27 protein-coding genes are annotated in these 26,479 nt (G+C 51.8%); 17 read left to right on the plus strand and 10 right to left on the minus strand.

Annotation, left to right across the window (positions count from 1 at the left end; translation table 11 throughout):
* Positions 1-245: 245 nt before the first annotated feature.
* The 6 genes from zwf (at position 246) to V8L73_RS08730 (ending at position 5,354) form a co-directional block, all read left to right on the plus strand.
* Positions 246-1,721, plus strand: coding sequence for a glucose-6-phosphate dehydrogenase (zwf, locus tag V8L73_RS08705; RefSeq protein ID WP_027273341.1), 1,476 nt, complete (start codon positions 246-248; stop codon positions 1,719-1,721).
* Positions 1,722-1,804: 83 nt separating this feature from the next.
* The gene (gene pgl, locus V8L73_RS08710; protein ID WP_347254645.1) at positions 1,805-2,500 is read left to right on the plus strand and encodes a 6-phosphogluconolactonase; all 696 of its coding nucleotides are present in this window, start codon (positions 1,805-1,807) and stop codon (positions 2,498-2,500) included.
* A gap of 99 nt (positions 2,501-2,599) precedes the next feature.
* The gene (locus tag V8L73_RS08715; RefSeq protein WP_027273339.1) at positions 2,600-3,241 is read left to right on the plus strand and encodes a bifunctional 4-hydroxy-2-oxoglutarate aldolase/2-dehydro-3-deoxy-phosphogluconate aldolase; all 642 of its coding nucleotides are present in this window, start codon (positions 2,600-2,602) and stop codon (positions 3,239-3,241) included.
* 511 nt (positions 3,242-3,752) lie between these two features.
* A complete protein-coding gene (gene mdtJ / locus V8L73_RS08720; RefSeq protein WP_027273338.1) occupies positions 3,753-4,121 on the plus strand; it encodes a multidrug/spermidine efflux SMR transporter subunit MdtJ in 369 nt (122 codons plus the stop codon).
* Positions 4,108-4,440, plus strand: a complete 333-nt coding sequence (gene mdtI / locus V8L73_RS08725; protein WP_347254646.1) for a multidrug/spermidine efflux SMR transporter subunit MdtI — start codon at positions 4,108-4,110, stop codon at positions 4,438-4,440. The genes mdtJ and mdtI overlap by 14 nt, the downstream gene beginning before the upstream one ends.
* A 26-nt stretch (positions 4,441-4,466) precedes the next feature.
* Positions 4,467-5,354 carry a DUF1848 domain-containing protein gene (locus V8L73_RS08730; RefSeq protein WP_347254647.1) on the plus strand — a complete coding sequence of 296 codons (888 nt, stop codon included), beginning with the start codon at positions 4,467-4,469 and terminating at the stop codon, positions 5,352-5,354.
* A gap of 291 nt (positions 5,355-5,645) precedes the next feature.
* On the opposite strand, the gene V8L73_RS08735 is transcribed toward V8L73_RS08730, so the two are convergent.
* Positions 5,646-6,113 (minus strand): DUF1348 family protein, encoded by a 468-nt coding sequence (locus tag V8L73_RS08735; RefSeq protein ID WP_027273336.1) that lies wholly within the window; start codon positions 6,111-6,113, stop codon positions 5,646-5,648.
* Positions 6,114-6,202: 89 nt separating this feature from the next.
* Between V8L73_RS08735 and V8L73_RS08740 the strand changes: the two genes are divergently transcribed.
* Positions 6,203-6,769 carry a TetR/AcrR family transcriptional regulator gene (locus V8L73_RS08740; protein ID WP_027273335.1) on the plus strand — a complete coding sequence of 189 codons (567 nt, stop codon included), beginning with the start codon at positions 6,203-6,205 and terminating at the stop codon, positions 6,767-6,769.
* Between the two features lie 73 nt (positions 6,770-6,842).
* Here V8L73_RS08740 and V8L73_RS08745 read toward each other — a convergent pair whose 3' ends face one another.
* From V8L73_RS08745 to V8L73_RS08765, 5 genes are all read right to left on the minus strand, one after another.
* Entirely contained in the window at positions 6,843-8,069 is a 1,227-nt protein-coding gene (locus tag V8L73_RS08745) for a hypothetical protein (RefSeq protein ID WP_347254648.1), read from the minus strand.
* 455 nt (positions 8,070-8,524) lie between these two features.
* On the minus strand, positions 8,525-9,772 hold the full coding sequence (locus V8L73_RS08750; protein WP_347254649.1) for a fimbrial protein: 1,248 nt from the start codon (positions 9,770-9,772) through the stop codon (positions 8,525-8,527).
* A gap of 344 nt (positions 9,773-10,116) precedes the next feature.
* The gene (locus tag V8L73_RS08755) at positions 10,117-11,382 is read right to left on the minus strand and encodes a fimbrial protein (RefSeq protein ID WP_347254650.1); all 1,266 of its coding nucleotides are present in this window, start codon (positions 11,380-11,382) and stop codon (positions 10,117-10,119) included.
* A gap of 479 nt (positions 11,383-11,861) precedes the next feature.
* Entirely contained in the window at positions 11,862-13,097 is a 1,236-nt protein-coding gene (locus V8L73_RS08760; protein ID WP_347254651.1) for a fimbrial protein, read from the minus strand.
* A gap of 437 nt (positions 13,098-13,534) precedes the next feature.
* A complete protein-coding gene (locus tag V8L73_RS08765) occupies positions 13,535-13,879 on the minus strand; it encodes a RidA family protein (protein WP_027273330.1) in 345 nt (114 codons plus the stop codon).
* 245 nt (positions 13,880-14,124) lie between these two features.
* Here V8L73_RS08765 and V8L73_RS08770 point away from each other — a divergent pair, with 245 nt between their 5' ends.
* From V8L73_RS08770 to V8L73_RS08790, 5 genes are all read left to right on the plus strand, one after another.
* A complete protein-coding gene (locus V8L73_RS08770) occupies positions 14,125-16,047 on the plus strand; it encodes an ATP-dependent DNA helicase (protein ID WP_347254652.1) in 1,923 nt (640 codons plus the stop codon).
* Positions 16,048-16,122: 75 nt separating this feature from the next.
* The gene (tsaB, locus tag V8L73_RS08775; protein ID WP_027273328.1) at positions 16,123-16,824 is read left to right on the plus strand and encodes a tRNA (adenosine(37)-N6)-threonylcarbamoyltransferase complex dimerization subunit type 1 TsaB; all 702 of its coding nucleotides are present in this window, start codon (positions 16,123-16,125) and stop codon (positions 16,822-16,824) included.
* 107 nt (positions 16,825-16,931) lie between these two features.
* A complete protein-coding gene (gene fadD / locus V8L73_RS08780) occupies positions 16,932-18,614 on the plus strand; it encodes a long-chain-fatty-acid--CoA ligase FadD (protein WP_347254653.1) in 1,683 nt (560 codons plus the stop codon).
* A gap of 87 nt (positions 18,615-18,701) precedes the next feature.
* A complete protein-coding gene (gene rnd / locus V8L73_RS08785; protein ID WP_347254654.1) occupies positions 18,702-19,826 on the plus strand; it encodes a ribonuclease D in 1,125 nt (374 codons plus the stop codon).
* A 21-nt stretch (positions 19,827-19,847) separates the two neighbouring features.
* Positions 19,848-20,381, plus strand: coding sequence for an O-acetyl-ADP-ribose deacetylase (locus V8L73_RS08790; protein WP_347254655.1), 534 nt, complete (start codon positions 19,848-19,850; stop codon positions 20,379-20,381).
* A gap of 70 nt (positions 20,382-20,451) precedes the next feature.
* On the opposite strand, the gene minE is transcribed toward V8L73_RS08790, so the two are convergent.
* Genes minE through minC form a run of 3 tightly spaced genes read right to left on the minus strand, consistent with a single transcriptional unit; the run spans position 20,452 to position 22,250 of the window.
* On the minus strand, positions 20,452-20,721 hold the full coding sequence (gene minE, locus V8L73_RS08795; RefSeq protein WP_027273324.1) for a cell division topological specificity factor MinE: 270 nt from the start codon (positions 20,719-20,721) through the stop codon (positions 20,452-20,454).
* A 3-nt stretch (positions 20,722-20,724) separates the two neighbouring features.
* Complete coding sequence (gene minD, locus V8L73_RS08800) at positions 20,725-21,540, minus strand: septum site-determining protein MinD (protein ID WP_027273323.1); 816 nt, start codon at positions 21,538-21,540, stop codon at positions 20,725-20,727.
* A gap of 23 nt (positions 21,541-21,563) precedes the next feature.
* A complete protein-coding gene (gene minC / locus V8L73_RS08805; protein ID WP_027273322.1) occupies positions 21,564-22,250 on the minus strand; it encodes a septum site-determining protein MinC in 687 nt (228 codons plus the stop codon).
* Positions 22,251-22,503: 253 nt separating this feature from the next.
* Here minC and V8L73_RS08810 point away from each other — a divergent pair, with 253 nt between their 5' ends.
* The 5 genes from V8L73_RS08810 to V8L73_RS08830 all read left to right on the plus strand — a co-directional run bounded on the left by V8L73_RS08810 (position 22,504) and on the right by V8L73_RS08830 (position 25,538).
* A complete protein-coding gene (locus V8L73_RS08810; RefSeq protein ID WP_347254656.1) occupies positions 22,504-22,761 on the plus strand; it encodes a YcgL domain-containing protein in 258 nt (85 codons plus the stop codon).
* A 73-nt stretch (positions 22,762-22,834) separates the two neighbouring features.
* Positions 22,835-23,845 carry a lytic murein transglycosylase gene (locus V8L73_RS08815; protein ID WP_422655625.1) on the plus strand — a complete coding sequence of 337 codons (1,011 nt, stop codon included), beginning with the start codon at positions 22,835-22,837 and terminating at the stop codon, positions 23,843-23,845.
* 48 nt (positions 23,846-23,893) lie between these two features.
* Positions 23,894-24,142: a hypothetical protein gene (locus V8L73_RS08820; RefSeq protein ID WP_347254658.1), complete on the plus strand. Its 249-nt coding sequence runs from the start codon at positions 23,894-23,896 to the stop codon at positions 24,140-24,142.
* A 199-nt stretch (positions 24,143-24,341) separates the two neighbouring features.
* Positions 24,342-24,998, plus strand: a complete 657-nt coding sequence (locus V8L73_RS08825; RefSeq protein ID WP_261831039.1) for a fumarylacetoacetate hydrolase family protein — start codon at positions 24,342-24,344, stop codon at positions 24,996-24,998.
* Positions 24,999-25,091: 93 nt separating this feature from the next.
* Positions 25,092-25,538 carry a YcgN family cysteine cluster protein gene (locus V8L73_RS08830; protein ID WP_027273318.1) on the plus strand — a complete coding sequence of 149 codons (447 nt, stop codon included), beginning with the start codon at positions 25,092-25,094 and terminating at the stop codon, positions 25,536-25,538.
* 63 nt (positions 25,539-25,601) lie between these two features.
* Here V8L73_RS08830 and V8L73_RS08835 read toward each other — a convergent pair whose 3' ends face one another.
* On the minus strand, positions 25,602-26,477 hold the full coding sequence (locus V8L73_RS08835; protein WP_347254660.1) for an SdiA-regulated domain-containing protein: 876 nt from the start codon (positions 26,475-26,477) through the stop codon (positions 25,602-25,604).
* Positions 26,478-26,479 lie beyond the last annotated feature (2 nt).

Genomic DNA, 26,479 nt, shown 5'->3' on the forward strand with positions numbered 1-26,479 from the left:
TTCACGAACTTTGATCGCGGTCTTATTTTGACAAGAACGCGATAAAAAATAGGGCGAATACGAGATAAAACTCTTGCAGTTTTAACGCATTAAGCCTATTGAAACGGCGTTTTATTATATGAGGCACGCTTTTTCTTTTGACTGTTTACGTCAGTAAAGTAAAAGAGTAGAGTACTTATGTAATAAAATTACAAGAACTTCAGACCGCAAAAGAGACAAAGCTGCGGTCGATTGAGGAGACTGTCATGGTGGATGATTCAATCGCTCAGGCGTGTGACTTGGTTATTTTTGGCGCAAAGGGCGACCTGGCCCGCCGCAAGCTGCTGCCTTCCCTTTATCAGCTGGAGAAAGCGGGGCATATCCATATCGATACCCGCATTATCGGCGTGGGAAGGGCAGACTGGGATAAGGCTGCCTATATTGAGGTCGTTGAAACCGCGCTGAAAACCTTCATGAAAGAGGCGGTTGACGCCGAAGTCTGGCAGCGTTTGAGCCAGCGTCTGGACTTTTGCAATCTGGACGTTAACGACGGCGCCGGCTTTACTCGCCTGGGAGAGATGCTCGATCAGGAAAGCCGAATTACCATCAACTACTTCGCTATGCCGCCAAGCACGTTCGGTGCCGTTTGCCGCGGACTGGGCGAAGCCGGCCTAAGCAAGTTTCCCAGCCGCGTGGTGATGGAAAAGCCGCTGGGAACAGATTTGAAGTCTTCTCAGGAAATCAACGATCAGGTTGCGCAGTATTTTGACGAATCGCAGGTTTACCGCATTGACCACTATCTCGGTAAAGAAACGGTATTGAACCTGTTGGCGCTGCGCTTTGCCAACTCGCTGTTTGCCGCCAAGTGGGACAACTCGGCCATCGATCACGTGCAGATCACCGTTTCTGAAGAGGTCGGCATTGAAGGCCGCTGGGGCTACTTTGACAAAGCGGGCCAGATGCGCGACATGGTGCAAAACCACCTGCTGCAAATTCTGACGATGATTGCCATGTCGCCGCCGGTCGATCTCAGCGCCGACCGCATCCGCGACGAAAAGGTTAAGGTGCTGCGTTCGCTTCGGCGCATCGATCACACTAACGTACGTGAAAGAACCGTTCGCGGTCAGTATACGGCGGGCTTCGTTCAGGGGCAGAAAGTGCCCGGTTATCTGGAAGAAGAGGGCGCCAACAAGCGCAGTAATACGGAAACCTTTGTCGCTATTCGCGTCGACATCGACAACTGGCGCTGGGCCGGCGTACCGTTCTATTTGAGAACCGGTAAGCGTCTGCCGACCAAGTGTACCGAAGTGGTGGTCTACTTTAAGAATCCGCCGATGAACCTGTTCCGCGACTCTTACCAGTCGCTGCCGCCGAATACGCTGACCATTCGCCTGCAGCCGGATGAAGGCGTTGAGGTACAGATCCTTAATAAAGTGCCGGGGCTCGATCACAAGCATCGCCTGCAAACCACCAAGCTTGACCTGAGTTTCTCAGACACCTTCCACGAGCAGCGCGTCGCCGACGCCTATGAGCGCCTGCTGCTGGAGGCCATGCGCGGCATTCAGGCGCTGTTCGTGCGCCGTGACGAAGTAGAAGAGGCCTGGAAGTGGGTTGATTCTATTATGGACGCTTGGGCTGCGGATAACGAACCGCCCAAGCCGTACCAGTCGGGTACCTGGGGGCCGGTCGCTTCTGTTGCGATGATTACTCGCGATGGCCGCTCGTGGAGCGAGTTCGAATAGCAAAATCGCCGAGCCGATTTATGCATCGGCGACCGACGGATCGCCGAAATCAGGTGGATAAAAAGAGATAAAGGGTGAACGCCATGGCCAATTTAACGAGCTTTCCTACCGCAGACGAGTTAAACCGCCGGCTGGCTCAGCGTATCGTTGCTACGTTACAGCAAGGGATTAAGGAAAAGGGACAGGCAAGTCTGGTGGTTTCCGGCGGAAAGACGCCGCTGGGGTTGTTCAAGCTGCTCAGCCAGCATCCGCTAGACTGGACGCGAGTGACGATAACGCTGGCGGACGAACGCTGGGTAGATGAAGACGATGAGTCAAGCAACGGACGTCTGGTTCGTGAAAACCTGCTGCGCGATGCGGCAAAGGCGGCGCGCTTTGTGCCGTTAAAGAACGCCAGCCCAACGCCGTTTAGCGACGTGGACGACGTTGAAAAGGCGCTTGAAGAGATAGCCAAACCGTTTGACGTCGTCATTTTGGGGATGGGCGACGACGGCCATACCGCGTCGCTGTTTCCCGGCGCGGACAATCTTGCCGCCGCGCTGAATATGACGTCCAAACGCCTGTGCATTGGCATGACGCCGCTGACGGCGCCGTTAGACAGGCTGACGCTGACGCTGCCCGCGCTGCTTAACAGCCGCCAGATTTTTCTTCACTTAGTCGGTGAGAATAAGCGGGCCGTTTATCATCAGGCGCAGGCGGGAGACGACGTTAACGAGATGCCCGTGCGCGCGATACTGCATCAAACTAAAACGCCGGTTGACGTGTTTTGGTCGGCCTGACGTAGAGTATGAACCCCGCGTGCGGCCGCCCGCCGCGCGCTATTTTTAACGGCTGCGGCATACCAAGAGTATCAACCGGCCACCTGGAGAACTCAATAAATGAAAAATTGGAAAACGAGCGCAGAAAGCATTTTATCCGCCGGGCCGGTTGTGCCCGTCATCGTGATTAAAGAGCTAAAGGACGCGGTTCCTTTGGCAAAGGCGCTGGTTGCCGGCGGCGTACGCGTTTTAGAAGTGACGCTGCGTACTCCCTGCGCCCTCGACGCGATCCGCGCCATTGCCAAAGAGGTACCGGAAGCCATTATCGGTGCGGGTACGGTGCTTACTCCGCAGCAGCTGGCCGACGTTGCGGCAGCCGGCGGCCAGTTCGCCATCAGCCCCGGTTTGACAGAACCCCTGCTGCAGGCGGCGGTTGACGGCGACATTCCGCTTATTCCCGGCGTTAGCAGCGTGTCTGAACTGATGCTCGGTATGGACTACGGCCTGCGCGAGTTCAAGTTTTTCCCAGCCGAGGCCAACGGCGGCGTGAAGGCGCTGCAGGCTATCAGCAGCGTTATTCCGCAGGTTCGCTTCTGCCCGACAGGCGGGATTTCGCTTGCCAACTGCCGCGACTATCTGGCTCTGCCTGGCGTGCTGTGCGTCGGCGGTTCATGGTTCGTTCCAACTGACGCTATCGCCAAAGGCGACTTTAAGCGCATCACCGAGCTTGCCAGCGAAGCGGTAGCTCACGCTAAAGGCTAAGCGCCGCTTGTCAATAAAAAGCCGCCTGACGCTAAACGCAGGCGGCTTTTTTATGCAGCAAAGCAGCCGTTTCATTAAATTGGCCACGGAACAGGCGGTGCTTTTATAAATAAAATGCGTTTCTTTATTTGATTTCGCCATTTTGGCATGGTAGAAATAGAGTCGCTAACCATATTACGGGAGGGGTAAGAGCAAATCGTGGTTTTTTACACGACTGACAACCAACTTATTATGACGTCTATACAACGTTCTTTACTGCAAACATCTACCTTCGTTTTCTTCATTTCTTCTGTACTCGCCAGCCTGCTCAACTGGAGCGCCGAGCGTTAGCGTCTTTCTCCTGGCTTTTGGCTAACGAATTATTTTTTAATTTATTCATTAGCTAACGAATAATTAAAAAGCGTTTTTCTGCTATAAAAACGATTGGTCTCTATTTGTTTCTTATTCGAAATAAATTCGCTAATTCTTTTTTGCGGAAATATGCCTATAAAAATTTAGCGGAGAAAATAACATGATTTATTGGTTCTTTTTATTTCTGGCGATCGTAAGCGAGGTTATCGGTACGCTATCGATGAAATATGCCAGCGAAACCGGGCATATTTCTGGGCACGTCGTTATGTATGTGATGATAACCCTTTCTTATATCCTGCTGTCGCTTTCCGTTAAGCGCGTCGCCCTAGGCGTTGCCTACGCGCTGTGGGAAGGCGTAGGCGTGGTGCTGATTACTCTGTTTAGCGCCCTGATTTTTGACGAAGCGATTTCACCGATGAAGGCGCTTGGGCTCGGTACGCTGCTGTTAGGTATTATGCTTATCAAGCAGGGTACCCGCGTTGCTAAAACGCAGGGTAACAAGCGGGAGAGCAATCATGCAGCAGCTTGATATCTACCACGTTGCGTTTTTAGCGCTCGCTATCGTTTTGGAAATTGTCGCCAACGTATTTTTAAAACTGTCTGACGGCTTTAAGCGAGTCTGGCTTGGCCTGCTTTCCCTTACCTGCGTGCTCGGCGCGTTCAGCGCGCTGGCGCAGGCAGTGAAGGGGATGGACCTAGCCATTGCCTACGCGCTGTGGGGCGGATTTGGTATTGCGGCTACCGTAGCCGCCGGCTGGATAATGTTTGGCCAGCGCCTAAACGGAAAGGGCTGGGCAGGGCTTGCGCTGTTGCTTGTTGGGATGGTAATGCTTAAAGTGGCCATCTGACGCAAAGCGATAAACAAGAAACTCGCATGATTATCAGCGCAAGCCGCCGAACGGACATTCCCGCTTTTTACTCCGACTGGTTTATCCAGCGCGTCAGGGCGGGTTTTTTGTTGAATCGAAACCCGTTTAATCCGCGCCAGATTAGCCGAATTTCTCTGGCCGTCGAAGACGTTGACGCTATCGTCTTCTGGACTCGCAATCCAACCCGGCTGATGTCGTATTTGCCGGAGCTGGACTCGCTGGGCTATCGATACTATTTTCAATACACGCTGACCGGCTATCCGCGCGCGCTGGAGGCCAAGACGCTGCATCCTTTAAAAAGCCTTGAGGTTTTTAAGCGGCTTTCCGACCAAATAGGCAAAGAAAAGGTAGTGTGGCGCTACGATCCCATTCTTCTTTCCAACCTGCTGCCGTTTGACGAGCATCTGCGGCTGTTCGGCAAGCTGGCTGAAAGCCTGAACGGCTACTGCCGGCGCGTTGTTATCAGCTTTGCCGATATCTACGCCAAAACGGCGAGAAATTTAAAGGCGACGCCTTCGCTTATTTATACCGATATCGCTCAGGATGCCAGCCTGTGTCAGTCGTTGGCGCGGGAGCTTGCCGAGATTGCTCGCGCCAACGGTATGGAGATTTTTAGCTGTGCAGAGCCGATGGATTTAACCAACGTAGGCATTGCGCACGGCAAGTGCATCGACGAGGCGCTTTTAAAGCAGCTGTTTGCGATAGAGGTAAGCTCGGCAAAAGATAGAGGCCAGCGGAAGGGATGCGGCTGCGTGAAAAGCGTCGATATCGGCGCCTATAACACCTGCCTGCACGGCTGTCGGTATTGCTATGCGACGTCGAATCACATTTTGGCGACGGAGAATTATAAAAGGCATTCAGCGATGAGCCCGTTTTTATTAGGGGATGAATAATATAAATAAAGAAAAAGGGCCGATACGTTATTCCTGTTCCGATACAGGATCCGCAGTAATAATGCGCCTCGTTCGATTTTTGAGGCGCTTTCATTTTTTACTATGGATTAGCTCGCACTGTGGCTAACAATAGACCGCATGCATGTTAAGTTAGCCGGTTACTAGCCCTCATCAATTGATATAAAGCCTTATGAGGCGTGAAGAGCGTTTCACGCCGTTGCCGGCAATCGGTATTAGAGGGGCAAAACCTGGAACGCAGATCGCCTACAGTGACATCTTAATATTGATGCGCTATAAACCGAGGTCGCTCAGGCCTGGGTGGTCGTCAGGACGACGTCCCAGAGGCCAGTGAAAAAGGCGTTCCGATTCTTTAATCGGCATATCGTTGACACAGGCGTAGCGGCGTTGCATTAATCCGTCTGCTGCAAACTCCCAGTTTTCATTGCCGTAAGAACGGAACCAATTGCCAGAGTCATCGTGCCACTCATAGGCATAACGAACGGCAATCCTATTACCTTCGAAAGCCCACAGCTCTTTGATCAGCCTATACTCCAGCTCTTTTTTCCATTTGCGCTGAAGAAATGCTTTGGCCTCGCCGCGATTGCTAGCAAACTCCGTACGATTTCGCCACTGGGTGTCCGGTGAATAGGCGAGGGAGACGCTTTCCGCATCGCGACTGTTCCAGCCGTCTTCGGCCAGGCGAACTTTTTGACGTGCGGTTTCATGGGTAAATGGGGGAAGTGGAGGGCGGTTATTCATAACAAAATCCTCGTTAGTTGTATGTAGACAGATCTGTCTACATGGTGGTAATCTAGGCCCATTGCATAAACGTGTCAATGGTAAAAAAGATGAACGTCAAAACAGATGTGTCGGATAAGCGCAGTGCGAAAGAGAAAATCATGCATACAGCGCATGAGCTTTTTTATCTGCATGGGATACGAGCCACTGGCATCGATAAAATTATCGAGCAGGCCCAGGTAACGAAGGTAACGTTTTATCGTCACTTCCCCAGTAAAAATGCCCTGATTCTGGCGTATCTCGAATACCGACACGCTCTCTGGATGGACTGGTTTAACGGCGAGATGGTCCGGCATATACAAGCGGGAGTCGGTAATATCAATGCGCTGCTTTACACGCTTAGGGACTGGGGAGGTATGCCTGATTTTCGCGGCTGCGCGTTTTTAAATGCGACGTCAGAAATAGGTGAGATGTTGCCTGACGTTGAGCGACTGACCCGCGATCATAAGCTTGCCGTTCAGGAAGCCTTGGGCGTTCATTGGAAGATTGCCGATCCGACGCTGCTGGCGGCCAGCGTCATGGCGCTGGATGGCGCCACGATACATATGCAAATGGGGAGGTCGACTGATGACGTTATCGCCTGCCTCGGTACGGCTTTAACATCGCTGTTTCGTTAGAGAAGATTCTATATTCGATCTGAATGAACGCCTGATATTTCGAGCAGTAGATTCACAGCCTTTGGTACGGTCGTTAGTAATAGGTCACATACATATTCACCTTCCCCGTCACCGGCCCGGTGTAGCTGACGCCGTTTCTTTGAATAGGCGCACGCTGGGCGTAATAGGCAGTAAAGCGGGCAATGGATGGTTTGAATGAAGTATCTTTGGGATTGGTATTTGTTTCTCCCCAGCTGCCAAGACCAACTTGGGATACGTTATCTGCATTTATCTTGTTGCTGCCGTAAAACAGGACGATTTCCAGTCCGTCAATTTTAGTGCCGCCGCTGTCATACAGGCTAATGTTGTTATTGGTCAACGGAGATGAGCCAACGTCTTCAAACCTAAAGGAAATGTTGTCCACGCGACCAGAACACTCCAGATTGATGTCGACAGGCACGATCGGACCATAGGCAGGTAGAGATACGCCCGGCTGGCGGCTTCCTGGGCCGCTGTGAACCCAGCGCCCCATATTAATGGTGTAGTCGGTGGAGGCTTTTAGTCGACATGCGGGAGGAATGACGGTGATACCCCCACCGCCAATGACGTTGGGGACGGGAAGATTGCCGCTAAGACCACCAACTTGAACGGTAGAAGCACGAGACATCGATAGCGGTGTTGAGCTGTAACCTATGCTGCCTGTTTTAACCAATACAGCCCGAATGGAATAAGCGGCGTTATTAGCCTGCTGGGAAAGATAATAATTAGAAGAGTTTTGAATGTCATTGTAGAACCGCGAACCTATCATGTCCGCGGTAAAAGAGTATTCTATGTTGAGCGGTTCATTGGCTGCCAACCAATTACCCGTTCCCCCAAGTAGGCTCGTCGTCGCATAGGGACTCGAATAAATGCTGGTTCCTTTGGACGTATAGGTAAAATAAAATTTTATGCCAATGCCAGAAATAGAGGTTGGATAAACGCCATTAGCGTCCGGAGCTATACCCGTCACGGGGAAAAAATACATAGATATAATACCAGTAGGCGTTGGAAGTTTTCCGCTTGACTGGCAGTAGGCGTTAATATTGGGAATAAACTCGTTATATCCCCAATGATATAGCTCAGCACCGACGGGTAATGTGTTGTCAACAACCAACGTCCTTGGCGCCGATAAAGGGGCAAGTTCAGGTAGATTGTAGTAGCAAATGCTTGTCGCATTAGGGTTATAGGTGAACGTCACCGATTGAGCCGTATGGATAAATGAAAAATAACACAGCCCGACAGAACCTAATATATAAATGATCTTGGCATAAGATTTCAACATAATCTATCATCCCTTTGTGGAAGGCTCCGGAGAGGTTAATAATGATGGCCTGGTCATTGGAAATAATGACGCGTTACTTTTAATTTATCTCAACCTGTGCTTTATCGTTTACGGTTATTAGAAAATTAATGAGTCTTTTAACCCTTTCCAGCCCTTTCTATGGCAGCTATTAAATCTATCGAGCTGCCGATATGTCAATTTGAGAGATAAATAGGATGTTGCTATCTTATTGATAAGAATAAATGCGCCAGGTTATTTTTTCTATTTTGGAACGTAATGGCGCAATGATTAGCTCGTTATGCGCTTATTTAATGGTAAAACTACCTGTTTTGATAGATAGATTCACTTGTTTACTCTGAAGTGCGAATTGTTGGCGGCCTATTGCGCTGAATTTTATAAGATATTTAAGTCGAAAATACAGATTGGGCGGATATGCGCCGCCCATAATGTAGGGATTACTGGTAGGTCACATACATATTCACCTTGCCCGTCACCGACCCGGTATAGCTGACGCCGCCTTTTTGAATCGCGCTACGTTGCACGTAGCGGGCGGTGAAGGGGATGGTGGATTGGCTGTTGAAGGTAATCTCTGCAGGATTGGTATTAAGCGTTCCTTGACTGCCTACATTAGTCTTGGTTGAGTTGTCCACGTTGATGCGGCTGCCGTTGTAAAGCATTTCGATTTCTATTCCATCAATTTTGGTTCCATTATCGTCGTAGAGACTGATATTTTTATTACTCAGCTTTACTGTACCGGTGTCTTCAAATCGGAAGTAAACATTGTTCAGCTTGCTGGAGCATTCAAGGCTAATGTTGATAGGTTTGGTCGGACCGTAAGCGGGAAGAGATATGCCGGGTTGGAGTGTGTTGGGGCCGCTGTGAAGCCAACGGCCCATATTGATGGAATAGTCGGTTGAGCTTTTTAATTGGCAGGACGGCGGAACAATTCTAATTCCTCCACCGCCAATTACATTGGATACGCTAGTGTAGCTGTTATTTACCCTGACTGAGGGGGGATTATTCATGAATAGGGGAGATGATAAGAGTGTTGAACTGTAAGGTATGGTTCCTATTTTAATCAGTTCAGCGCGAATTGAATAGTTTATGTGGTTGGCCTGTTGGCTATAAGAATAACTAAGTGGGTTGGAAGATATTATGTCCGACCTGAATTCAACACCAACAGGTGGAAACATAATGTTATAGAGCAAAGTATATTCAACGTTGAGTGGTTCTGAAGGTGAAAGAATAGAACCGTTTGCCTGTGCTGCAGATGTGTTGAGTGTAGTGCTTCTGGCGCTAGCGCCTCTGGCCGTGTAGGTAAAATAAAATTTTATTCCAATACCAGGGATCCGCGTTGGGTAAGCGCCGTTACTTCCGCCTGAAAAGGCATGTTGCCCTGCAGGGTAAAAGAATAATATGGTGGAAGGGAGCGTAGATGATACTGGCAATCCCGTACAATAACTATTAATGTTGGGAATGAACTCATTATATCCCCAGCTATATAGCACGGTGCCGTTTGGCAGATTATTATCCACGACCAAGGTTCTTGGAACGGACAGAGGAGCAAGCTCTGGTAAGTTGTAATAGCAGGAGCTTGTAGCGTTGGGATTGTGTGTGAAAGTTATTGCTTGGGTTGAAAAACAAAAAAAATATAACCATAAAACCCCAAAAATATGAGTGGTTTTAATATCAGATTTCAACATGATTATATCCCTGTCCGTCGAAGAATTAACTATTGTCGCCTTAATGAATGCTGGCTATTAAAAATAGTGCGGTGCGACGTGTCAATTTTAGGTCAGAGAACGTAGGTCATATCCTATTGATATTCATAAATTACTCAGGTTAAATTTTCTGATTTAGTTTAAAAATATTTCCCTAATAGATCGTGATAAGATCGCCGTTTGGAGTAATATCTTGTTTTTAATAAAAAAATTATCTCATTGTTTTTAATGTTGAATTGTTGGTGGTATATTGCCTTGATCGTTCCGTTCTACTCTAATTTAATGTCTGACGGTTGGCGGCAAACTCGCCGCCTCCGATGCCATCATCATTGATAGGTTATGTACATATTCACCTTGCCCGTCACCGACCCGGTATAGCCGACGCCGCCTTTTTTAATCGCGCTGCGCTGCACGTAGCGGGCGGTGAAGGGGACGGTGGATTGGCTGTTGAAGGAGAAATCCTGCGGATTGGTTTTGACTGTGCCATGGGCGCCTACATCGGTCTTGGTTGTATTATCCACGTTAATTCGACTACCGCCGTACTGCATTTCGATTTCCAGTCCGTCAATTCTGGTGCCGCTACCGTCATACAAGCTGACGTTTTTGTTGCTCAGCGGTGAAGTTCCTGCGTCTTCAAATCGGAAGTAGACGTTGTCCAGAGAACCTGAGCACTCAAGGTTGATGTTGATAGGTTTGGCCACGCCGTAGGCAGGGAGAGCAATACCGGGTTGGTGGCTGCCAGGGCCGCTGTGTACCCAGCGGCCCATATTGATAGCATAGTCAGTTGGCGTTTTTAATCTACAGGTAGGGGGAACAATGGTTATTCCGCCGCCGCCGATAAGGTTTGGAAGGTTGGTCGTATTTCCAAGATCTATCGCCTTAAACTCAGCCGATTGGGGAATAGATAGCGGTGTGGTTGTATAAGTGATATTGCCCGTTTTCACCAACACGGCGCGGATAGAATAACCTACGTTATTAGCCTGTTGTGAGAAGTGATGCGTTGCTGGTGAGGTGGTAGTAACGTCGGTATAAAACCAAACGCCCGAACCATTGCTATTCATTATAGGGTATTCGATATTGATAGGCGTTGAAGCCGGGATCCAGCCAGCATAGCTGACTAAACGGCTCGTTTGGGATGAGGCTGCGGGGCGGTAGGCGCTAACGCCTCTTGACGTATAGGTTATAAAAAACTTTATTCCGATACCAGGTATGGAGGTCGCAAAAGCACCGTTGGCATCGGCGAAAGCGTTTCCCGCCAATACGGTGAAAAAACGACCGTAAGACGAAACGTTATTAGTGCCGTTCGGAATACAGTAACCGTTAATATTGGGAATAAATTCACCGTATCCCCAATGAAAAAGTTCGCTACCTACCGGTAGGTGATTATCTACGACAAGCGTTCTTGTCACAGAGAGAGGGGCCAGTTCAGGAAGAGTGTGATAACAGGTGCCGGAAGTGCCGCTAGCCGCTCCGCCAGCAACCCACTGGGGATAGTGCACTAGCGTTAAAGCCTGAACCGAAAAGCTAAATGAAAAGTAGCATAGCCCAATAACGCTTAGCGTATAAGCCGCTTTAAAATGAGATTTCAACATTATTTCCTGTCCCTTTGCTGAAGGTTCCGAAGGTATTACTGAGCGTTGCTTTAATTGAGGCCGGCTATTGCTGCGGAGCTTTAAATTTTACTCTGAGAATTAATGCGTGTTTTAGCGTTTATATCCATTCGAAAACTGTGGAATTTTCCGCCTGTTTGACTTATAGAACCAGCCTTTGGTATGGCGGTTAAAATATAGCGTTTAGTCAACGTGTCAATTGTTAGAGGAAGTGCAATGATTCTATCTTATTGATATTGATAGATGACAAGGGGTATTTTTTCTACCTCTAAATGGCTTTGTTTAATGATTAGATCGTGATGTTATTATTTTTTAGCGAATTGATCTTTTTTGATTTGTAACATCATTGAAATATTCTGAACTGCGAATTGTTGGTGAATTATTTCCCTGAATTTCACGGAACAGTTGAGATTTGAGACGCTTTGGATTTGGCGACTGGAGCGCCGCCAACGGTGCGGTCATTACTGATAGGTGACGTACATATTTACTTTTCCGGTGACCGGCCCGGTATAGCTGGCGCCGCCTTTTTTAATCGCGCTGCGCTGAACGTAGCGGGCAGTGAAGGGGATGATGGACTGGCTGTTGAAGAGGGTATCCGCAGGGCTCGTATTTATCGTACCCTGCGGGCCGACATTGGTTTTGGAAGAATTATCCACGTTGAGGTGATTACCGCGGTACAGCATTTCGATTTCTAATCCGTCGATTTTGGTACCACCGCTGTCATACAAACTAATATTATTATTGCTCAACGGAGAGGTGCCCGCGTCTTCAAATCGGAAATAGACGTTGTTCAGCTTGCTGGAACACTCAAGGTTGATGTTGACGGGCTTGGCAAGGCCATTGACTGGCAGAGATAGACCAGGCTGGAGGCTGCTGGGGCCGGCATGGAGCCAGCGGCCCATGTCAATAGTATAGTCGGTCGCGCCTTTCAGGCGGCAGGAAGGGGGAACGATGGTAATGCCCCCACTGCCAATAAGGTTGGGAACCGAAGTCCAGCCATCTTTATTATTGCCAAAGAATACGCCTGCCCGAAGTGATAATGGTGTTGAGGTATACGTCACATATCCCGTTTTAACTAATACGGCGCGAAGGGAATAACCGATCCGATTAGCCGTCTGAGAAAAAGAATATTTAGTCTTAGGCATAGGTACCATGTTGCCGTCGGGGGCAAAGTGGCTTCCGAAATAAGCCCCTTCCCACAGGTATTCAATATTAAGAGGCGTTGTCCCTGGTAGTAGAGCGCCGTCATGATACCATCGCGTTGTCTCCGTGTTGCCGTCCTTTCCCACGCCACGGTCAGTATACGTGTAATAAATTTTTAGCCTAATTCCAGGAACGTTGGTCTCAAAAGCTCCAAATTGAGGAAGGAGAGACGTCGAAAGGACAGCCATATCGCTGCTATTGCCTAATCTTTCACCATTAGGCATACAGTACCCGCTTATATTGGGTACAAACTCACTGTAGTTCCAGTGGAACAACTCAGTATCGTTAGGCAGGTTGTTATCAACAACCAGCGTTCTCGGTACTGATAGTGGCGCAAGATCGGATAGACTATAAGTGCAGGTACCCGCATTGTCAGTAGAGCCTGTCCACACGGGATAATGATAAATCACCGTTGCTTGAGTTGACGTAGCGAATAAAATATAGCTTAAGCCTACAGTGAGGAATAGGCGAGTAGTGGTTAGATAGCGTTTCAAAATCGTAGTCCCTTATCTTTTTGACGACGCAGAGAGACTTTTTGGGGCTCTTGGACCATGAAGTCTGCTTTTACTGTGGCAGCTATTAAAAATAACGCGTTGTAACGTGTCAATTTTAAGACGGGGGAGCGAAGGGGCTATCTTATTGATATTAATAAATCTCTTAGGTCATATTTTCTGCCTTAGTCAGGCCGAATATTCCTAATAGATCGTTATGCCGTCGCTGTTTGGTGAAATATTCTATTTTTAATTCTATTTTTGCCTCATTGATTTGAATTGTGAATTGTTGTTGGCTTATCACATTGATTTTTATGTTTTATCCGATCTTGTTGTCTATTTGTCTCTGTTTAGAAAACGGCTGTATCTCGCCTAAAAACAAAAAGCCGAAAGAAGGATTAACGTCTTCCGGCCATCGTCATTAATATAAGTTCGGCTGCTCAGCGGGCGGCAACAATCTTGATTTCCACCTTATATTTCGCATTCATCAGCGCCGCCTCAACGGTGCAGCGCACCGGCGCCTTGCCGTCGACGACCCAGGCGTCCCAGGCGGCGTTCATCGCGGCGAAGTCCCGGCGATCGGCCAGAAATATGGTCGCATCGATAATGCGGGTTTTATCCGACCCTAGCTGCGCGAGCATTCTGTCGATATCGGCCAGCACGTTGGCGGTTTGTTCGGTGGCGTCGGCGTCCAGATTTTCCGGCACGCTGGTGTAGTAAATCGTATCGTTATAAACCACGGCGTCCGACCAGCGCTTGGCCGGGTTGATGCGTTCGAGAGTCATAGGGCATTGCTCCTGAAGGGTGAGTTCAACAATAAAACCGTTCTACATATTCGGTTTAGAAAACGGATAGGGCGAGAGGTTAACATAACCGCCCGCGGGAATACATTTTCACAAGAACTCGCGATATCAAAGCAGTGGAAATGGAAATCCGAGTGGTGATAGGTGGGGAGCCTTGGCATAATAGTCGACAGTTTTGTTTTTTACTTTCCGTCATACGATGGCGGCCACAATGACGGACAACTGATTTGACGGACGATTTCTCTCCCAAAGGCGCGCTGGCCAAGGCGATTGACGGCTTCAAGCCGCGTGAACCCCAGCGGGTAATGGCGAAAGCCATCACGACGGCTATAAAAAAGGGCCAGGAGCTGGTGGTTGAGGCCGGCACCGGCACCGGTAAAACCTACGCCTATCTGGTTCCTGCTCTGCGTTCTAAAAAGAAGGTCATCGTTTCGACCGGCTCCAAGGCGTTGCAAGACCAGCTGTTCGCCCGCGATTTGCCGACGGTCGCTACCGCGCTGGAGTTTAGCGGCAAGCTGGCGCTGCTTAAGGGGCGCTCCAACTACCTGTGCCTGGAGCGCATGGAGCAGCAGAGCATGACCGGCGGCGAGCTGTCCGACGCATCGCTTAAGGATCTCGTCAAGCTTAGACGCTGGTCTTCCAGCACCGTAGACGGTGATATCAGCACCTGCACGCAGGTGGCGGAAGACAGCTTCATCTGGCCGCTGGTGACCAGCACCAACGACAACTGTCTGGGCGGCGACTGCCCCAACTACAAAGAGTGCTTCGTGGTCAGGGCGCGGCGTAAAGCGATGGAGGCCGATCTGGTGGTGGTTAACCATCACCTGTTTTTAGCCGACGTGGTGGTGAAAGAGACCGGCTTTGCCGAGCTTATCCCCGACGCCGACGTGATGATTTTCGACGAGGCGCACCAGCTGCCGGACATCGCCAGCCAGTATTTCGGCCAGCAGCTCTCCAGCCGCCAGCTGATGGACTTGGCCAAAGACATCACTATCGCCTATCGCACGGAAGTGCGGGACATGGCGCAACTGCAAAAGAGCGCCGATCGCCTGACGCAAAGCACGCAGGATTTTAGGCTGGCGCTCGGCGATCCGGGCTTTCGCGGCAACCTGCGAGACCTGCTTGAGCAGGCTTCGGTTCAACGGGCGCTGCTGCTGGTAGACGACGCGCTGACGCTGTGTTACGACGTCATTAAAATGGCGCTTGGGCGTTCGGCCCTGCTGGACGCCGCCTTCGAACGCGCGACCCTTTACCGTTCGCGCTTAACCCGCCTGAAGGACGTCTCGATCCCCGGCTACAGCTACTGGTATGAGTGCAGCGCCCGCCACTTTATTCTGGCGCTGACGCCGCTGTCGGTCGCGGAAAAGTTTCAGGAAGTGATGAAGGACAAAAAGGGTAGCTGGATATTTACCTCCGCCACGCTGTCGGTCAATGAGTCGCTGGAGCACTTCAACCAGCGCTTGGGGTTGACCAAGTCGGAGACGCTGCTGCTGGCCAGCCCCTTTGACTACGCCAACCAGGCGCTCTTATGCGTGCCGCGCTTTTTGCCGTCCCCCAATCAGTTCAACGGCGCAAAGCAGCTGGCTCACATGCTGCGCCCGCTGATTGAGGCCAACGACGGACGCTGCTTTTTCCTCTGTACGTCGCACAAGATGATGCGCGACCTGACGGAGGTCTTTCGTGAAACCATGACGCTGCCGGTTCTGATGCAGGGAGAGACCAGCAAAGCCAAGCTGCTGTCGGAGTTTGTCGCTTCGGGCAACGCGCTGCTGGTCGCGACCAACAGCTTCTGGGAAGGGGTAGACGTACGGGGCGATGCGCTGTCCTGCGTGATTATCGACAAGCTGCCCTTTACCGCGCCGGACGATCCGCTGCTTAAGGCGCGCATTGAGGACTGCCGGCTGCGCGGCGGCGATCCGTTTCAAGAGGTTCAGCTTCCCGACGCGGTCATTACCCTTAAGCAGGGCGTAGGGCGGCTTATTCGCGACACAACCGATCGCGGCGTGATTGTCATTTGCGATAATCGCCTGGTGATGCGCCCCTACGGCGAAATCTTCCTCAATAGCCTGCCGCCGGCGCCGCGCACGCGCGATTTGGACAAAGCGATGGCTTTTCTAAAGCAGGGAACGCCGTCGAATGACGATAAATAGAGGCGAATGGTGCCTATATGATACTATTGCCCACTTTAGTTATATTCAAAAAGAAGGTCCTGCCTGAGGTTTTCTATGTCTACACGAATTCTGGCCATTGACGCTGCTACTGAAGCCTGTTCCGTCGCCGTTTGGAACGACGGCGAGGTTCATTCGGTTTATGCCGAGTGTCCGCGTGAACATGCCCAACGCCTGCTTCCTATGGTGCAGCAGGCGCTTGATGAGTCCGGCCTGACGCTGCAAAACCTTGACGCTCTGGCGTTTGGTCATGGCCCCGGCAGCTTTACCGGCGTACGCATTGCTATTGGCATTACGCAAGGGCTGGCGCTGGGTGCTGAGCTGCCGGTCATTGGCCTGTCAACGCTGGAAACCATGGCGCAGGGCGCTTACCGCATTAGCGGAGCAACGCGAGTGCTGTCGGCGATTGATGCCCGCATGAGCGAAGTTTACTGGGGGCGCTATGAGCGCTCGGCGCAGGGCGAATGGCTGGCCGTTGGCGGTGAAAGCGTACTTGCTCCCTTGAGCGTGAGCGAGTCGCTGAGCGCCGTCGGCGGCGAGTGGGCGACCGTCGGCACCGGCTGGCAAACGTATCCCGATATGGGGAACGGCAGCCCGGCCAGGCTTCGGGACGGTGGCGTTTTGTTTCCCCACGCGCAGGATATGCTGCCTCTGGCGCTGGCGCGCTGGCAGCGAGGCGAAACGCTGCCGGCGGATCGCATAGAACCCGTTTATCTGCGTAACGAAGTGGCTTGGAAGAAGCTGCCGGGTCGAGAATAGAATTGTTATTGCATTAAGCCCTGAATAAATATTGCACTGTGGCGCGCTCTTAGCCTTTCCGATGAGAATAACAACGGGAAAAGGACGCGGTCGTAAAGGAGTTAAAATTGGAAAAAATCTGGCTATCTCGCTATCCCAAAGACGTTCCGTCGGACATCAATCTGGATCGCTATAACTCGCTGGCGGATATGTTTGAGAACTCGGTCAGGCGCTTTGCCGATCAGCCTGCCTATATCAATCAGGGCAAGGTGATGACCTTTCGCCGGCTGGAAAAGCGCAGCCGCGCCTTTGCCGCCTACTTACAAAATACGCTGGGCCTGAAAAAGGGCGATCGGGTCGCGCTGATGATGCCCAACGTGCTGCAATATCCGATAGCGCTGTTTGGCGTGCTGCGCGCAGGCTTGGTGGTGGTTAACGTAAACCCGCTCTATACGCCGCGGGAGCTGGAACATCAGCTAAACGACTGCGGCGCCAAGGCCATCGTCATCGTTTCCAACTTTGCCCACACGCTGGATAAGGTGGTTAAGAACACCGCTATTGAGCACGTTATTTTGACCGGCCTGGGCGATCAGCTCGCCGTGGGCAAACGTTCGCTGGTCAACTTTGTCGTGAAATACGTTAAACGGCTGGTGCCCAAATACAGCCTGCCCGGCGCGGTGTCGTTTCGCCGCGCGCTGCGCACAGGTCGCCACCAGCAGTACGTCAAGCCGCAGCTGGGCCATGACGATCTGGCGCTGTTGCAGTATACCGGCGGAACGACCGGCGTCGCTAAGGGCGCCATGCTGAGCCACCGCAACCTGCTGGCTAATATGGCGCAGGCGTGTGCCAACTACAGCCCGCTGCTGACCGTCGGCGGCGAGATGGTGGTGACGGCGCTGCCGCTTTATCACATCTTCGCCCTTACGGTGAACTGCCTGCTGTTTATGGAAATCGGCGGCTGTAGCCTGCTTATCACTAACCCGCGGGATTTAAAGGGCATGGTGAAAGAGATCTCCCGCTATCCGTTTACGGCCCTGACCGGCGTAAACACGCTGTTTAACGCCCTGCTTAATGATGAAGACTTCCGCGAGTTGGACTTCAGCCGCATGCACATTACCGTCGGCGGCGGTATGTCAGTGCAGCGCAGCGTCGCCGAGCGCTGGCACCAGCTCACCGGCACGCACCTGCTTGAAGGCTACGGCCTGACGGAGTGCTCGCCGCTGGTGGCGGGTAACCCCTACGACCTGAAAGAATACAGCGGCAGCATCGGTCTTCCCGTCGCATCGACCGAGGTTCGCCTGGTGGACGACAGCGGCAACGACGTTGCTAAAGGTGAAGCCGGAGAGCTGTGGGTAAAGGGGCCGCAGGTGATGGAAGGATACTGGCAGCGCCCGGAAGCAACGCGAGAAGTGTTGAAAGACGGCTGGCTGGCGACCGGCGATATCGTGGTGATGGATGAACAGGGCTTTATGAAAATCGTCGATCGCAAGAAGGACATGATTCTGGTTTCCGGCTTTAACGTGTACCCCAACGAAATCGAAGACGTCGTGGCCCACCATCCGAAAGTGCTGGAGGTGGCCGCCATCGGCGTGCCGCACGAGGTTTCCGGCGAGACGGTAAAAATCTGCGTGGTGAAAAAAGATCCATCCCTGACGCGCGAAGAGCTGCTGGCGCACTGTCGTGAAGGGCTCACCGGCTACAAGGTGCCGAAGATTATCGAGTTTCGCGAAGAGCTGCCGAAGTCCAACGTGGGCAAAATTCTGCGCAAGGCGCTGCGCGACGAGGCGATGAAGCCTAAAGACGACAAGTAGGGCGGCATAGCGCTCTGCGTATTTATCTATTCATAGCGCCGGATTATCCGGCGTTGTAGTTAAGAAATTCTATAAAAGAGAACCGTTTTGAACTATCAACTGATTACGACCGATGAACAGCTGAAGGGCATGTGCGACAGCGCTTCCCAGAAGTCGCTTATTGCGCTGGACACCGAGTTTGTCCGCACCCGAACCTATTACCCTCAGCTGGGGTTGATACAGCTGTATGATGGTGACAATGTCACTTTAGTTGATCCGCTTAATATTAAAGACTGGTCGCCGTTCGTCGCGCTGCTGACCAATAAGCAGGTGATTAAGTATCTTCACGCCTGCAGCGAAGATCTGGAAGTGTTCCAACATGAATTCGGCGTGATGCCGGATCCGATGATTGATACGCAGGTGCTGGCGGCGTTTAACCAGCGTCCGCTGTCTACCGGATTCGCCACGCTGGTGGCCGAGTATCTGGGCGTTGAGCTGGACAAAAGCGAATCTCGCACCGACTGGCTGGCAAGGCCGCTCACGGAGAAGCAGTGTGTTTATGCCGCTGCCGACGTTTACTACCTGCTGCCGATCGCTGAAAAGATCCAAAACGAAACGCAGGAGCGAGGCTGGCTGGCTGCGGCAGAGGACGAGTGCATCATGATGAGCGCCCGCCGCGGCGAAACGCTCAGTCCTGACGCGGCCTACTTTGAAATCAACAACGCCTGGCAGCTGGACGAGCGCCAGCTGGGCGTACTTAAGCTGCTGGCCGCGTGGCGCTTGAACTACGCGCGCGAGCGCGATATGGCGGTCAATTTTGTCGTACGAGAAGACAGCCTCTGGCAGGTGGCGAAACGTCAGCCGACGTCGATGTCCGAGCTGGAGTCGCTTGGTCTGAGCGGGCCAGAGATCCGCTTTCACGGGCGCACTCTGTTAAAGCTGGCGGCAGAAGGCGCGGCGCTGGACGACGCTGAACTGCCCGAAAGGATTATCCGCATCGTTGACTACCCGAACTATAAAAGGGTCTTTAAAGAGATTAAGACGCTCGTTCAGACGATTTCAACGGAGTGCGGCCTGAATGCCGAGCTGCTGGCCTCCCGCCGGCAGATTAACCAGCTGCTGAAGTCCTACTGGCAGTCCCGTGAGGAAACGTGTACGCCCGAGCTGTTGCAAGGCTGGCGCGGCGAGCTGATGGGAGAGCGGCTGAGGGCGTTTATGGCGCAGCAGCAGTAGCCCCGTTAAGGTAATCACCCTATGAAAGAGAAAATCCACGTCCTGAAAGGCGACATCACCCTTATCGCCGCTGACGCGATTGTGAATGCGGCGAATACCTCTCTTTTGGGCGGCGGCGGCGTTGACGGCGCCATACACCGAGCCGGCGGGAAGGAGATCCTCGACGAATGCCGCAAAATCATCGCGCGCCAGGGCAAGTGCGATGTGGGCGAAGCGGTTGTCACCTCGGCGGGAAAGCTGCCCGCTAAATACGTGATCCACACCGTTGGGCCGTTCTGGAGCGGCGGGCAAAGAAATGAGGCCGAATTGCTGCAAAAGGCCTATCGCAGCTGTTTTCAACGGGTGAAAGCGCTTGGCATAGCCAGCGTCTCTTTCCCCAATATCAGCACCGGCATTTATCGTTTCCCAAAAGAAGCGGCGGCGGAAATCGCGCTGGCGGCGATTTTTGATGCGCTTGCCGACAATCCGGCGATTGAGAAGGTGAACGTTGTCTGCTTTGAGCAGGAGAATGCGGATATTTATCGGGCGCTGTTGGCGGGGATAAATGACGCCTGAATAAAAAACGCCGTTTATTCAACAAGCAATAAACGGCGTTTTTTCCATTTAGTAAAAGAGAAAAGGGGATTTAGCTCCGCTTCTCTTCGGCTTCCGGCAGGGTCACGTTCAGCTCCAGCACGGAGATGTCGTCGCCTTTTTGCTCCAGCTGCACGCTAACCATTTCAGGGTCGATCTGCACGTATTTACAGATAACCTCAAGAATATCGCGCTTGAGCTGCGGCAGGTAGTGCGGTTCGCTGTCGCCGCGGCGGCGTTCGGCCACGATAATCTGCAGGCGTTCTTTGGCGATGTTGGCCGTCTGCTTTTTACGCGACAGGAAAAAGTCTAACAGTGCCATGTCTTAGTTCCCTCCAAACAGACGCTTTAAGAAACCTTTCTTCTCTTCGGTTAAAAAGCGGAAGGGTTTTTCTTCGCCCAGCAGGCGGTCGATGGTGTCAGAGTAAGCCTGACCCGCGTCGGATTCCGCATCCAGAATGACCGGCTCGCCCTGGTTCGAGGCGCGCAGCACGGACTGGCTTTCCGGAATGACGCCCAGCAGGGGAATGCGCAGGATTTCAACCACGTCTTCCACGCTCAGCATATCGCCGCGGGTAACGCGTCCGGGGTTGTAGCGGGTGAGCAGCAGGTGCTCTTTAATCGGATCCTGACCGTTTTCTGCGCGGCGAGACTTAGAGGCAAGGATGCCCAGAATGCGGTCTGAGTCGCGAACGGAGGAGACTTCCGGGTTGGTGGTGATCACCGCTTCGTCGGCGAAGTAGAGCGCCATCAGCGCGCCGCTTTCAATACCGGCCGGAGAGTCGCAGACGATAAAGTCGTAACCCATCTCGTCGAGTTCGTTCAGCACTTTCTCCACGCCTTCGCGGGTCAGCGCGTCTTTGTCGCGCGTTTGCGATGCCGGCAGAATGTACAGGTTTTCAGTACGCTTGTCCTTGATTAACGCCTGATTCAGCGTCGCGTCCCCTTGGATTACGTTGACAAAGTCATACACGACACGGCGTTCACATCCCATGATCAAATCAAGATTACGTAGTCCGATATCGAAATCGATAACGACGGTCTTCTTACCTCTTTGTGCTAAACCGGTAGCAATGGCCGCGCTGGAGGTAGTTTTACCAACGCCACCCTTACCGGAAGTAACAACAATAATACGTGCCATAGCGTGTTCCTTGTAAAAGGGCTTCAATTTAGTGGTTCAATGGTGAGTATATTTGATTTTAAAAACAGTCTGGCGCTGCGTTCATAAAATTCTTTTGGTATTCGGTCGCTCAGCCAGTACTGGCCCGCGATAGATACCAGTTCGGCAGCCAGCTGTGTGCAGAATATCTGACAGCCAGAGTCGCCGCTGGCGCCGGCCAAGGCGCGGCCGCGCATCGTGCCGTAAACGTGGATATTGCCGTCGGCAATCAGCTCAGCGCCGGCGCTGACGTGGCTTACCACGATCAAATCGCTGTTGCGGGCATAAATTTGCTGCCCGGTGCGAATCGGTTTATCGATGATTTGAGTTTTTGCCAACGGGGGTTGAATAGGGGCCGCTGCCGCCGCTTTTGACGCCTTGGGGCTTTTCCCTTCGGTCAGAAGCGGCAGGCCTGCTGACTGAATCGCCTGCTTTTGCTCATCGCCCTGATAGCCGCTGACGCCCACGACGCGAAGGCCCGCCTCGCTCACGGCGCGCTGAAGCGCAAGCCAGTCTGCACCCGGCTCCAGCGTGGCGACGTTTAACACGACGGGCGCATTTTGTAAAAATGCCGGCGCCTGCTTGACCTTCTCCGTTAGCGCCTCGCGAATAACGTCGGGCTCTGAATGATGTAGATGGACAACTGACAGCGTAAAGCTGCTGCCTTTCAATTCAACGGGCGATTGTGACATCGATTCTGACTCAAGTTGGGCTCAATCATCGTTAAATAGAGCCGTATCTGTAAAATACACCAATATATGGCAGCATGTTATAGTTAGCGGCATATCTAGGCAAGCCGATGAAAGAATTAATTCGCAGTGAATCAAACGGTGGGCGCGTTTATTCGTTTAGATTACGCGACTAAATGATTCACTTAGTCGCTTCTTTCAGACTCATCGGTCCGTCGATTTTTTAATGATTCAGGCTATTAGGAACCCTACACGCATGCGATGCGCTATTTATCGAAGCAGTAAAAAAGAGGGTACTTACCTCTATATCGAATCCCTGGACGACTTTTCCCGCGTGCCGGAGGAGCTGATGCGAACGTTTGGCCCCCCCACGCTGGCGATGACGCTGGATCTTGCCAAAAGAGAGGCGCTGGCGATGGCCGATATCGAGCGCGTTAAGCAGGCGCTGTCCGAGCAGGGTTTTTACCTGCAGGTGCCGCCGCCGGTAGAAAGCCTGTTGAAAACCGAACTTTGACTCCAAAGGCGCCGACGTGATGAACAACGCGGGATACCCCGCTGATAAAAAACGGAATTCAGGATTAGGCATGATGAAACTATCAGCCGCGCGGCTTTTGTCCGCGGGAATGCTCCTGGCGGCCAGCGCCTTGAGCTGCGCTTGGGCGCAGTCGACTTCGCCTGTAGAGGCTCAAGAAGAGGCGAAGTTTCGCGCCTATGTCGAAACGCTAAAGGAAAAAGCGCTGACGCAGGGCATCACGCAGCAGACCGTTGAACGGGCGTTTGCTAACGTCTACTACCTTAAGCGGGTGGTCACGGCGGATCAAAACCAGCCGGAAAAAAAGCTGACCTTGGATGATTATCTGCGCCGCTCTCTGTCGGCAGCGAAGATAAAGCGCGCCCGCGCCGCGTACGTTGACTATAAAAAGCAGCTGGATGCCGTCAGCAAGCGTTCCGGCGTACCGGCAAACTATATTGTAGCGCTGTGGGGCTCAGAGAGTGGATTTGGGCGCTTTCAGGGAAAAGAGGACATCGTTTCCGCACTAAGCACGCTGGCCTTTGACGGACGTCGCGAAGCCTTTTTTACCGATCAGCTAATGGCCGCACTGCAGATTTTGCAGCAGGGCCACATCGCTCCCGAGCGTTTTAAAGGCTCGTGGGCCGGTGCGATGGGGCAGTGTCAGTTTATGCCGACGTCGTTTTTGAAATACGGCATGGACGGAGACGGTGACGGAAAGGTCGATATTTGGCAAAACACGGACGATGTATTTGCCTCTATCGCCAATTACCTTGCGACCGAAGGCTGGAACGCGAAGGAGGGCTGGGGCATAGAGGTCACGGTTTCCAAAGACTTTAAGGCCGAGTGGGTAGGGTTGGAGGATGAGCGCGGCAAAACGGTCGGGCAGTGGAAAAAGCTCGGCATTAAGACCGTATCTCCGGCGAAAATCCCCAACGGGCAGCGTGCCTGGATAGTTCAGCCAGACGACGCGCAGGGGCGAACCTTTATGGTGTTTAACAACTTTCGTACGCTGATGCACTGGAATCGTTCGACCTATTTTGGCATTAACGTCGGCATGCTGGCGGACAGCGTAGTGAAGAAATAAAACAAATTCCAATGCGGCAGGAGGCCCATTTTGCGTATTACAGGCTTTTTGAGTGTTGTCGTCCCGGTGGTTGTGATTGGCTACGGGAGCTATTGGGCGGGAAAGGGCTCCGCCCGATTTGACGATAACATCTGCTATTCCAACGTCATCGGTGAGTTAACCGATGGAGTCGGCCGCGTGGCGCGTTCGTCTTCTCCAGGCGAGGCGGCACAGGCGCTGGAGGAGAAAGCCAGAGCGCTGCCCGTCTACGGCTATGAATCCAGTTGCCAAGACATTCTGGAGGCGCTGCTCCGATAGCGGTTGTTTTTTAATCTATTGATTGAATCAATTTGGAAAATTGCGAGACTTGGCCTAGATTTTTGGTAGCAGCATAGTGTTACTATCCAAAACTTAATCTATAAAAAAGTCTCAGCCGACGCCGAGTCAGGTTGATAAGCGACAACATCTGATAAAACAGGCGCACCGATTACGGTTGCGTTAAAGGAGTAGCAGGCATATGTATCAACATCGCGACTGGCAGGGCGACCTGCTTGAACTGCCGGTAAATAAAGTGGTTTGCGTAGGCAAGAACTATTCTGATCATATCAAAGAGATGGGCGGCAATGCGCCCGTGCAGCCGCTGTTATTTATCAAGCCGGAAACGGCGCTGTGCGATATCAGTCAGCCGGTCGCCATTCCTGATGGGCTTGGCTCTGTGCACCATGAAGTCGAACTGGCCGTGCTTATCGGCCTGCCGCTAAAAAATGCGGAAGAAAGCCGGGTCGTTAACGCCATTGCCGGCTACGGCATTGCGTTGGACCTGACGCTAAGAGATTTACAGGCCGAGTGTAAAAAAGCCGGCGAACCATGGGAAAAGGCCAAGGGGTTTGACGGTGCCTGCCCGATTTCGGGCTTTATTCCCGTAAGCGAGTTTGGCGATGCCCAGCAGGCGTCCTTGTCCCTTGTGATTAATGGCGAGGTGCGTCAGGAAGGAAATACGCGGGATATGATTTTGCCCATTCTGCCGCTGATCTCCTATATGAGCCGCTTCTTTACGCTGCGCCCTGGAGACATTGTCTTAACCGGCACGCCTTCCGGCGTCGGGCCGCTGAACCACGGCGATAGCTTTACCGTCGCTCTTAACGGTAAAGAAATTCACAGCCGCGTGCTATAATCCCGCCATTGGTATTAAATCGAACGCCCGTACTGACGCTACGGGCGTTCGCTTTTAACGTTGTTCACGCTTTTGGTTAGAGATACAGGCTATATGAATCAGCTCCCCTTTTGGCAGCGCAAGACGCTGGCTGAAATGAACGATGAAGAATGGGAATCCCTATGCGACGGGTGCGGCCAGTGCTGCCTGCACAAGCTGATGGACGAAGATACGGATGAAATCTACTTCACCAACGTCGCCTGCAATCAGCTGAATATAAAAACCTGTCGCTGCCGTCAGTACGAACGCCGCTTCGAGCTGGAAGAGGACTGCATCAAGCTGACGCGTGAAAACCTGTTGACCTTCGAATGGCTGCCGGAAACCTGCGCCTATCGCCGGATACACGAAGGGAAGGGGCTGGCGCCGTGGCATCCTCTGATTAGCGGCTCAGCGTCTGCGATGCACGCAGCCCGCATTTCCGTGCGTCATATTGCGGTCCCTGAGAGTGAAGTTGAAGACTGGCAGGATCATATTTTAAATCGGCCCGAATGGCTGGACTAAGCGCCTGGCGGGGTAAGACAGGCGCGAAGCTATATCAGGCCGTTTTAACGTCTGTCGTGAGCGTTAGCGGCTTTTTTTGACAAATTTATACAGCAGGTTTGGCTCACCGACTATGTACAGGTCGCCGTTATCATCCATGGCGAGCCCTTCTGCCTGCCTGATGTCTTCTTTCAGGCCGTGCCATCCTTTACGTAAATACATTCTGTCGATGACCTTGCCAGAAAGAGAAATCTCTTTGACGAGCTTGGACTCATGAGAGGCGATAAGCAGCGTGTTGTTCGGGGCATAAAAGTCTGCGGCGGAAATGTCCTGCGTCGTTAAGTTACTTTGGAGCGCCTTGTCGTCGATAATGTGTAAATCATCAGAGCCAAAGAAGCCTTTTACCTTATAGATAACGATCGGATCCTTTTCTTTAAATAAATAGAGGATTTGGTCAGTTGGCGAATAGGCGAGGCCTTCAAATCCGCTGTTGGTCGGTGATTTGTCCAGAGATATTCTTAGCTTCTTAAGAACGGTTATCTCTGAATCTTCACCTAGCTCGATTGCGTAAATGGTATAGTCTTTTTCATCTGCCAGGATGAAGATATTGCCTTCAATATGCTCGATGGTTTCCGCATCCTTCATGAAATTTAAGGGAATGGTTCTGATTAAGCGACCGTCTTTGCTTAATTCAACGATAGAAGGCGGAAAGTTGATCGTGCTGAAGAACGTGTTGCTGACCTTTGAGTAAGTGAGCGATGAAATATTTCTTTTAATGCCATCAATTTTTCTGGCTTCTATTTCAACCTGGTAATGTCCTATTTCGGAACTATTGGCCGGGTCGCCGAGTTTCAGCACTGACCTGTAGGCGTGAATGACGTTATCTTTAAACAGAAAACCAATAAGGACGACAAGGACAAAAAGTAATAGAGACTTCTTTTTTATATTAGATATCTTCATCA

The organism is Leminorella grimontii (assembly GCF_039789245.1).
GTDB classification, from domain to species: Bacteria; Pseudomonadota; Gammaproteobacteria; order Enterobacterales; family Enterobacteriaceae; genus Leminorella; species Leminorella grimontii.

Excerpts from the sequence above, each read along its gene's own strand:
- V8L73_RS08735 (WP_027273336.1), bottom strand. The coding sequence starts at position 6,113 with ATGAATAACCGCCCTCCACTTCCCCCATTTACCCATGAAACCGCACGT.
- V8L73_RS08815 (WP_422655625.1), top strand. The coding sequence starts at position 22,835 with ATGAAACTATCAGCCGCGCGGCTTTTGTCCGCGGGAATGCTCCTGGCG.
- mdtJ (WP_027273338.1), top strand. The coding sequence starts at position 3,753 with ATGATTTATTGGTTCTTTTTATTTCTGGCGATCGTAAGCGAGGTTATC.
- V8L73_RS08750 (WP_347254649.1), bottom strand. The coding sequence starts at position 9,772 with ATGTTGAAATCTGATATTAAAACCACTCATATTTTTGGGGTTTTATGG.
- pgl (WP_347254645.1), top strand. The coding sequence starts at position 1,805 with ATGGCCAATTTAACGAGCTTTCCTACCGCAGACGAGTTAAACCGCCGG.
- V8L73_RS08745 (WP_347254648.1), bottom strand. The coding sequence starts at position 8,069 with ATGTTGAAATCTTATGCCAAGATCATTTATATATTAGGTTCTGTCGGG.
- minE (WP_027273324.1), bottom strand. The coding sequence starts at position 20,721 with ATGGCACTGTTAGACTTTTTCCTGTCGCGTAAAAAGCAGACGGCCAAC.
- mdtI (WP_347254646.1), top strand. The coding sequence starts at position 4,108 with ATGCAGCAGCTTGATATCTACCACGTTGCGTTTTTAGCGCTCGCTATC.
- V8L73_RS08830 (WP_027273318.1), top strand. The coding sequence starts at position 25,092 with ATGAATCAGCTCCCCTTTTGGCAGCGCAAGACGCTGGCTGAAATGAAC.
- minC (WP_027273322.1), bottom strand. The coding sequence starts at position 22,250 with ATGTCACAATCGCCCGTTGAATTGAAAGGCAGCAGCTTTACGCTGTCA.
- V8L73_RS08740 (WP_027273335.1), top strand. The coding sequence starts at position 6,203 with ATGAACGTCAAAACAGATGTGTCGGATAAGCGCAGTGCGAAAGAGAAA.
- tsaB (WP_027273328.1), top strand. The coding sequence starts at position 16,123 with ATGTCTACACGAATTCTGGCCATTGACGCTGCTACTGAAGCCTGTTCC.
- V8L73_RS08715 (WP_027273339.1), top strand. The coding sequence starts at position 2,600 with ATGAAAAATTGGAAAACGAGCGCAGAAAGCATTTTATCCGCCGGGCCG.
- minD (WP_027273323.1), bottom strand. The coding sequence starts at position 21,540 with ATGGCACGTATTATTGTTGTTACTTCCGGTAAGGGTGGCGTTGGTAAA.
- V8L73_RS08810 (WP_347254656.1), top strand. The coding sequence starts at position 22,504 with ATGCGATGCGCTATTTATCGAAGCAGTAAAAAAGAGGGTACTTACCTC.
- V8L73_RS08755 (WP_347254650.1), bottom strand. The coding sequence starts at position 11,382 with ATGTTGAAATCTCATTTTAAAGCGGCTTATACGCTAAGCGTTATTGGG.
- V8L73_RS08835 (WP_347254660.1), bottom strand. The coding sequence starts at position 26,477 with ATGAAGATATCTAATATAAAAAAGAAGTCTCTATTACTTTTTGTCCTT.
- V8L73_RS08825 (WP_261831039.1), top strand. The coding sequence starts at position 24,342 with ATGTATCAACATCGCGACTGGCAGGGCGACCTGCTTGAACTGCCGGTA.
- zwf (WP_027273341.1), top strand. The coding sequence starts at position 246 with ATGGTGGATGATTCAATCGCTCAGGCGTGTGACTTGGTTATTTTTGGC.
- V8L73_RS08765 (WP_027273330.1), bottom strand. The coding sequence starts at position 13,879 with ATGACTCTCGAACGCATCAACCCGGCCAAGCGCTGGTCGGACGCCGTG.
- V8L73_RS08790 (WP_347254655.1), top strand. The coding sequence starts at position 19,848 with ATGAAAGAGAAAATCCACGTCCTGAAAGGCGACATCACCCTTATCGCC.
- V8L73_RS08730 (WP_347254647.1), top strand. The coding sequence starts at position 4,467 with ATGATTATCAGCGCAAGCCGCCGAACGGACATTCCCGCTTTTTACTCC.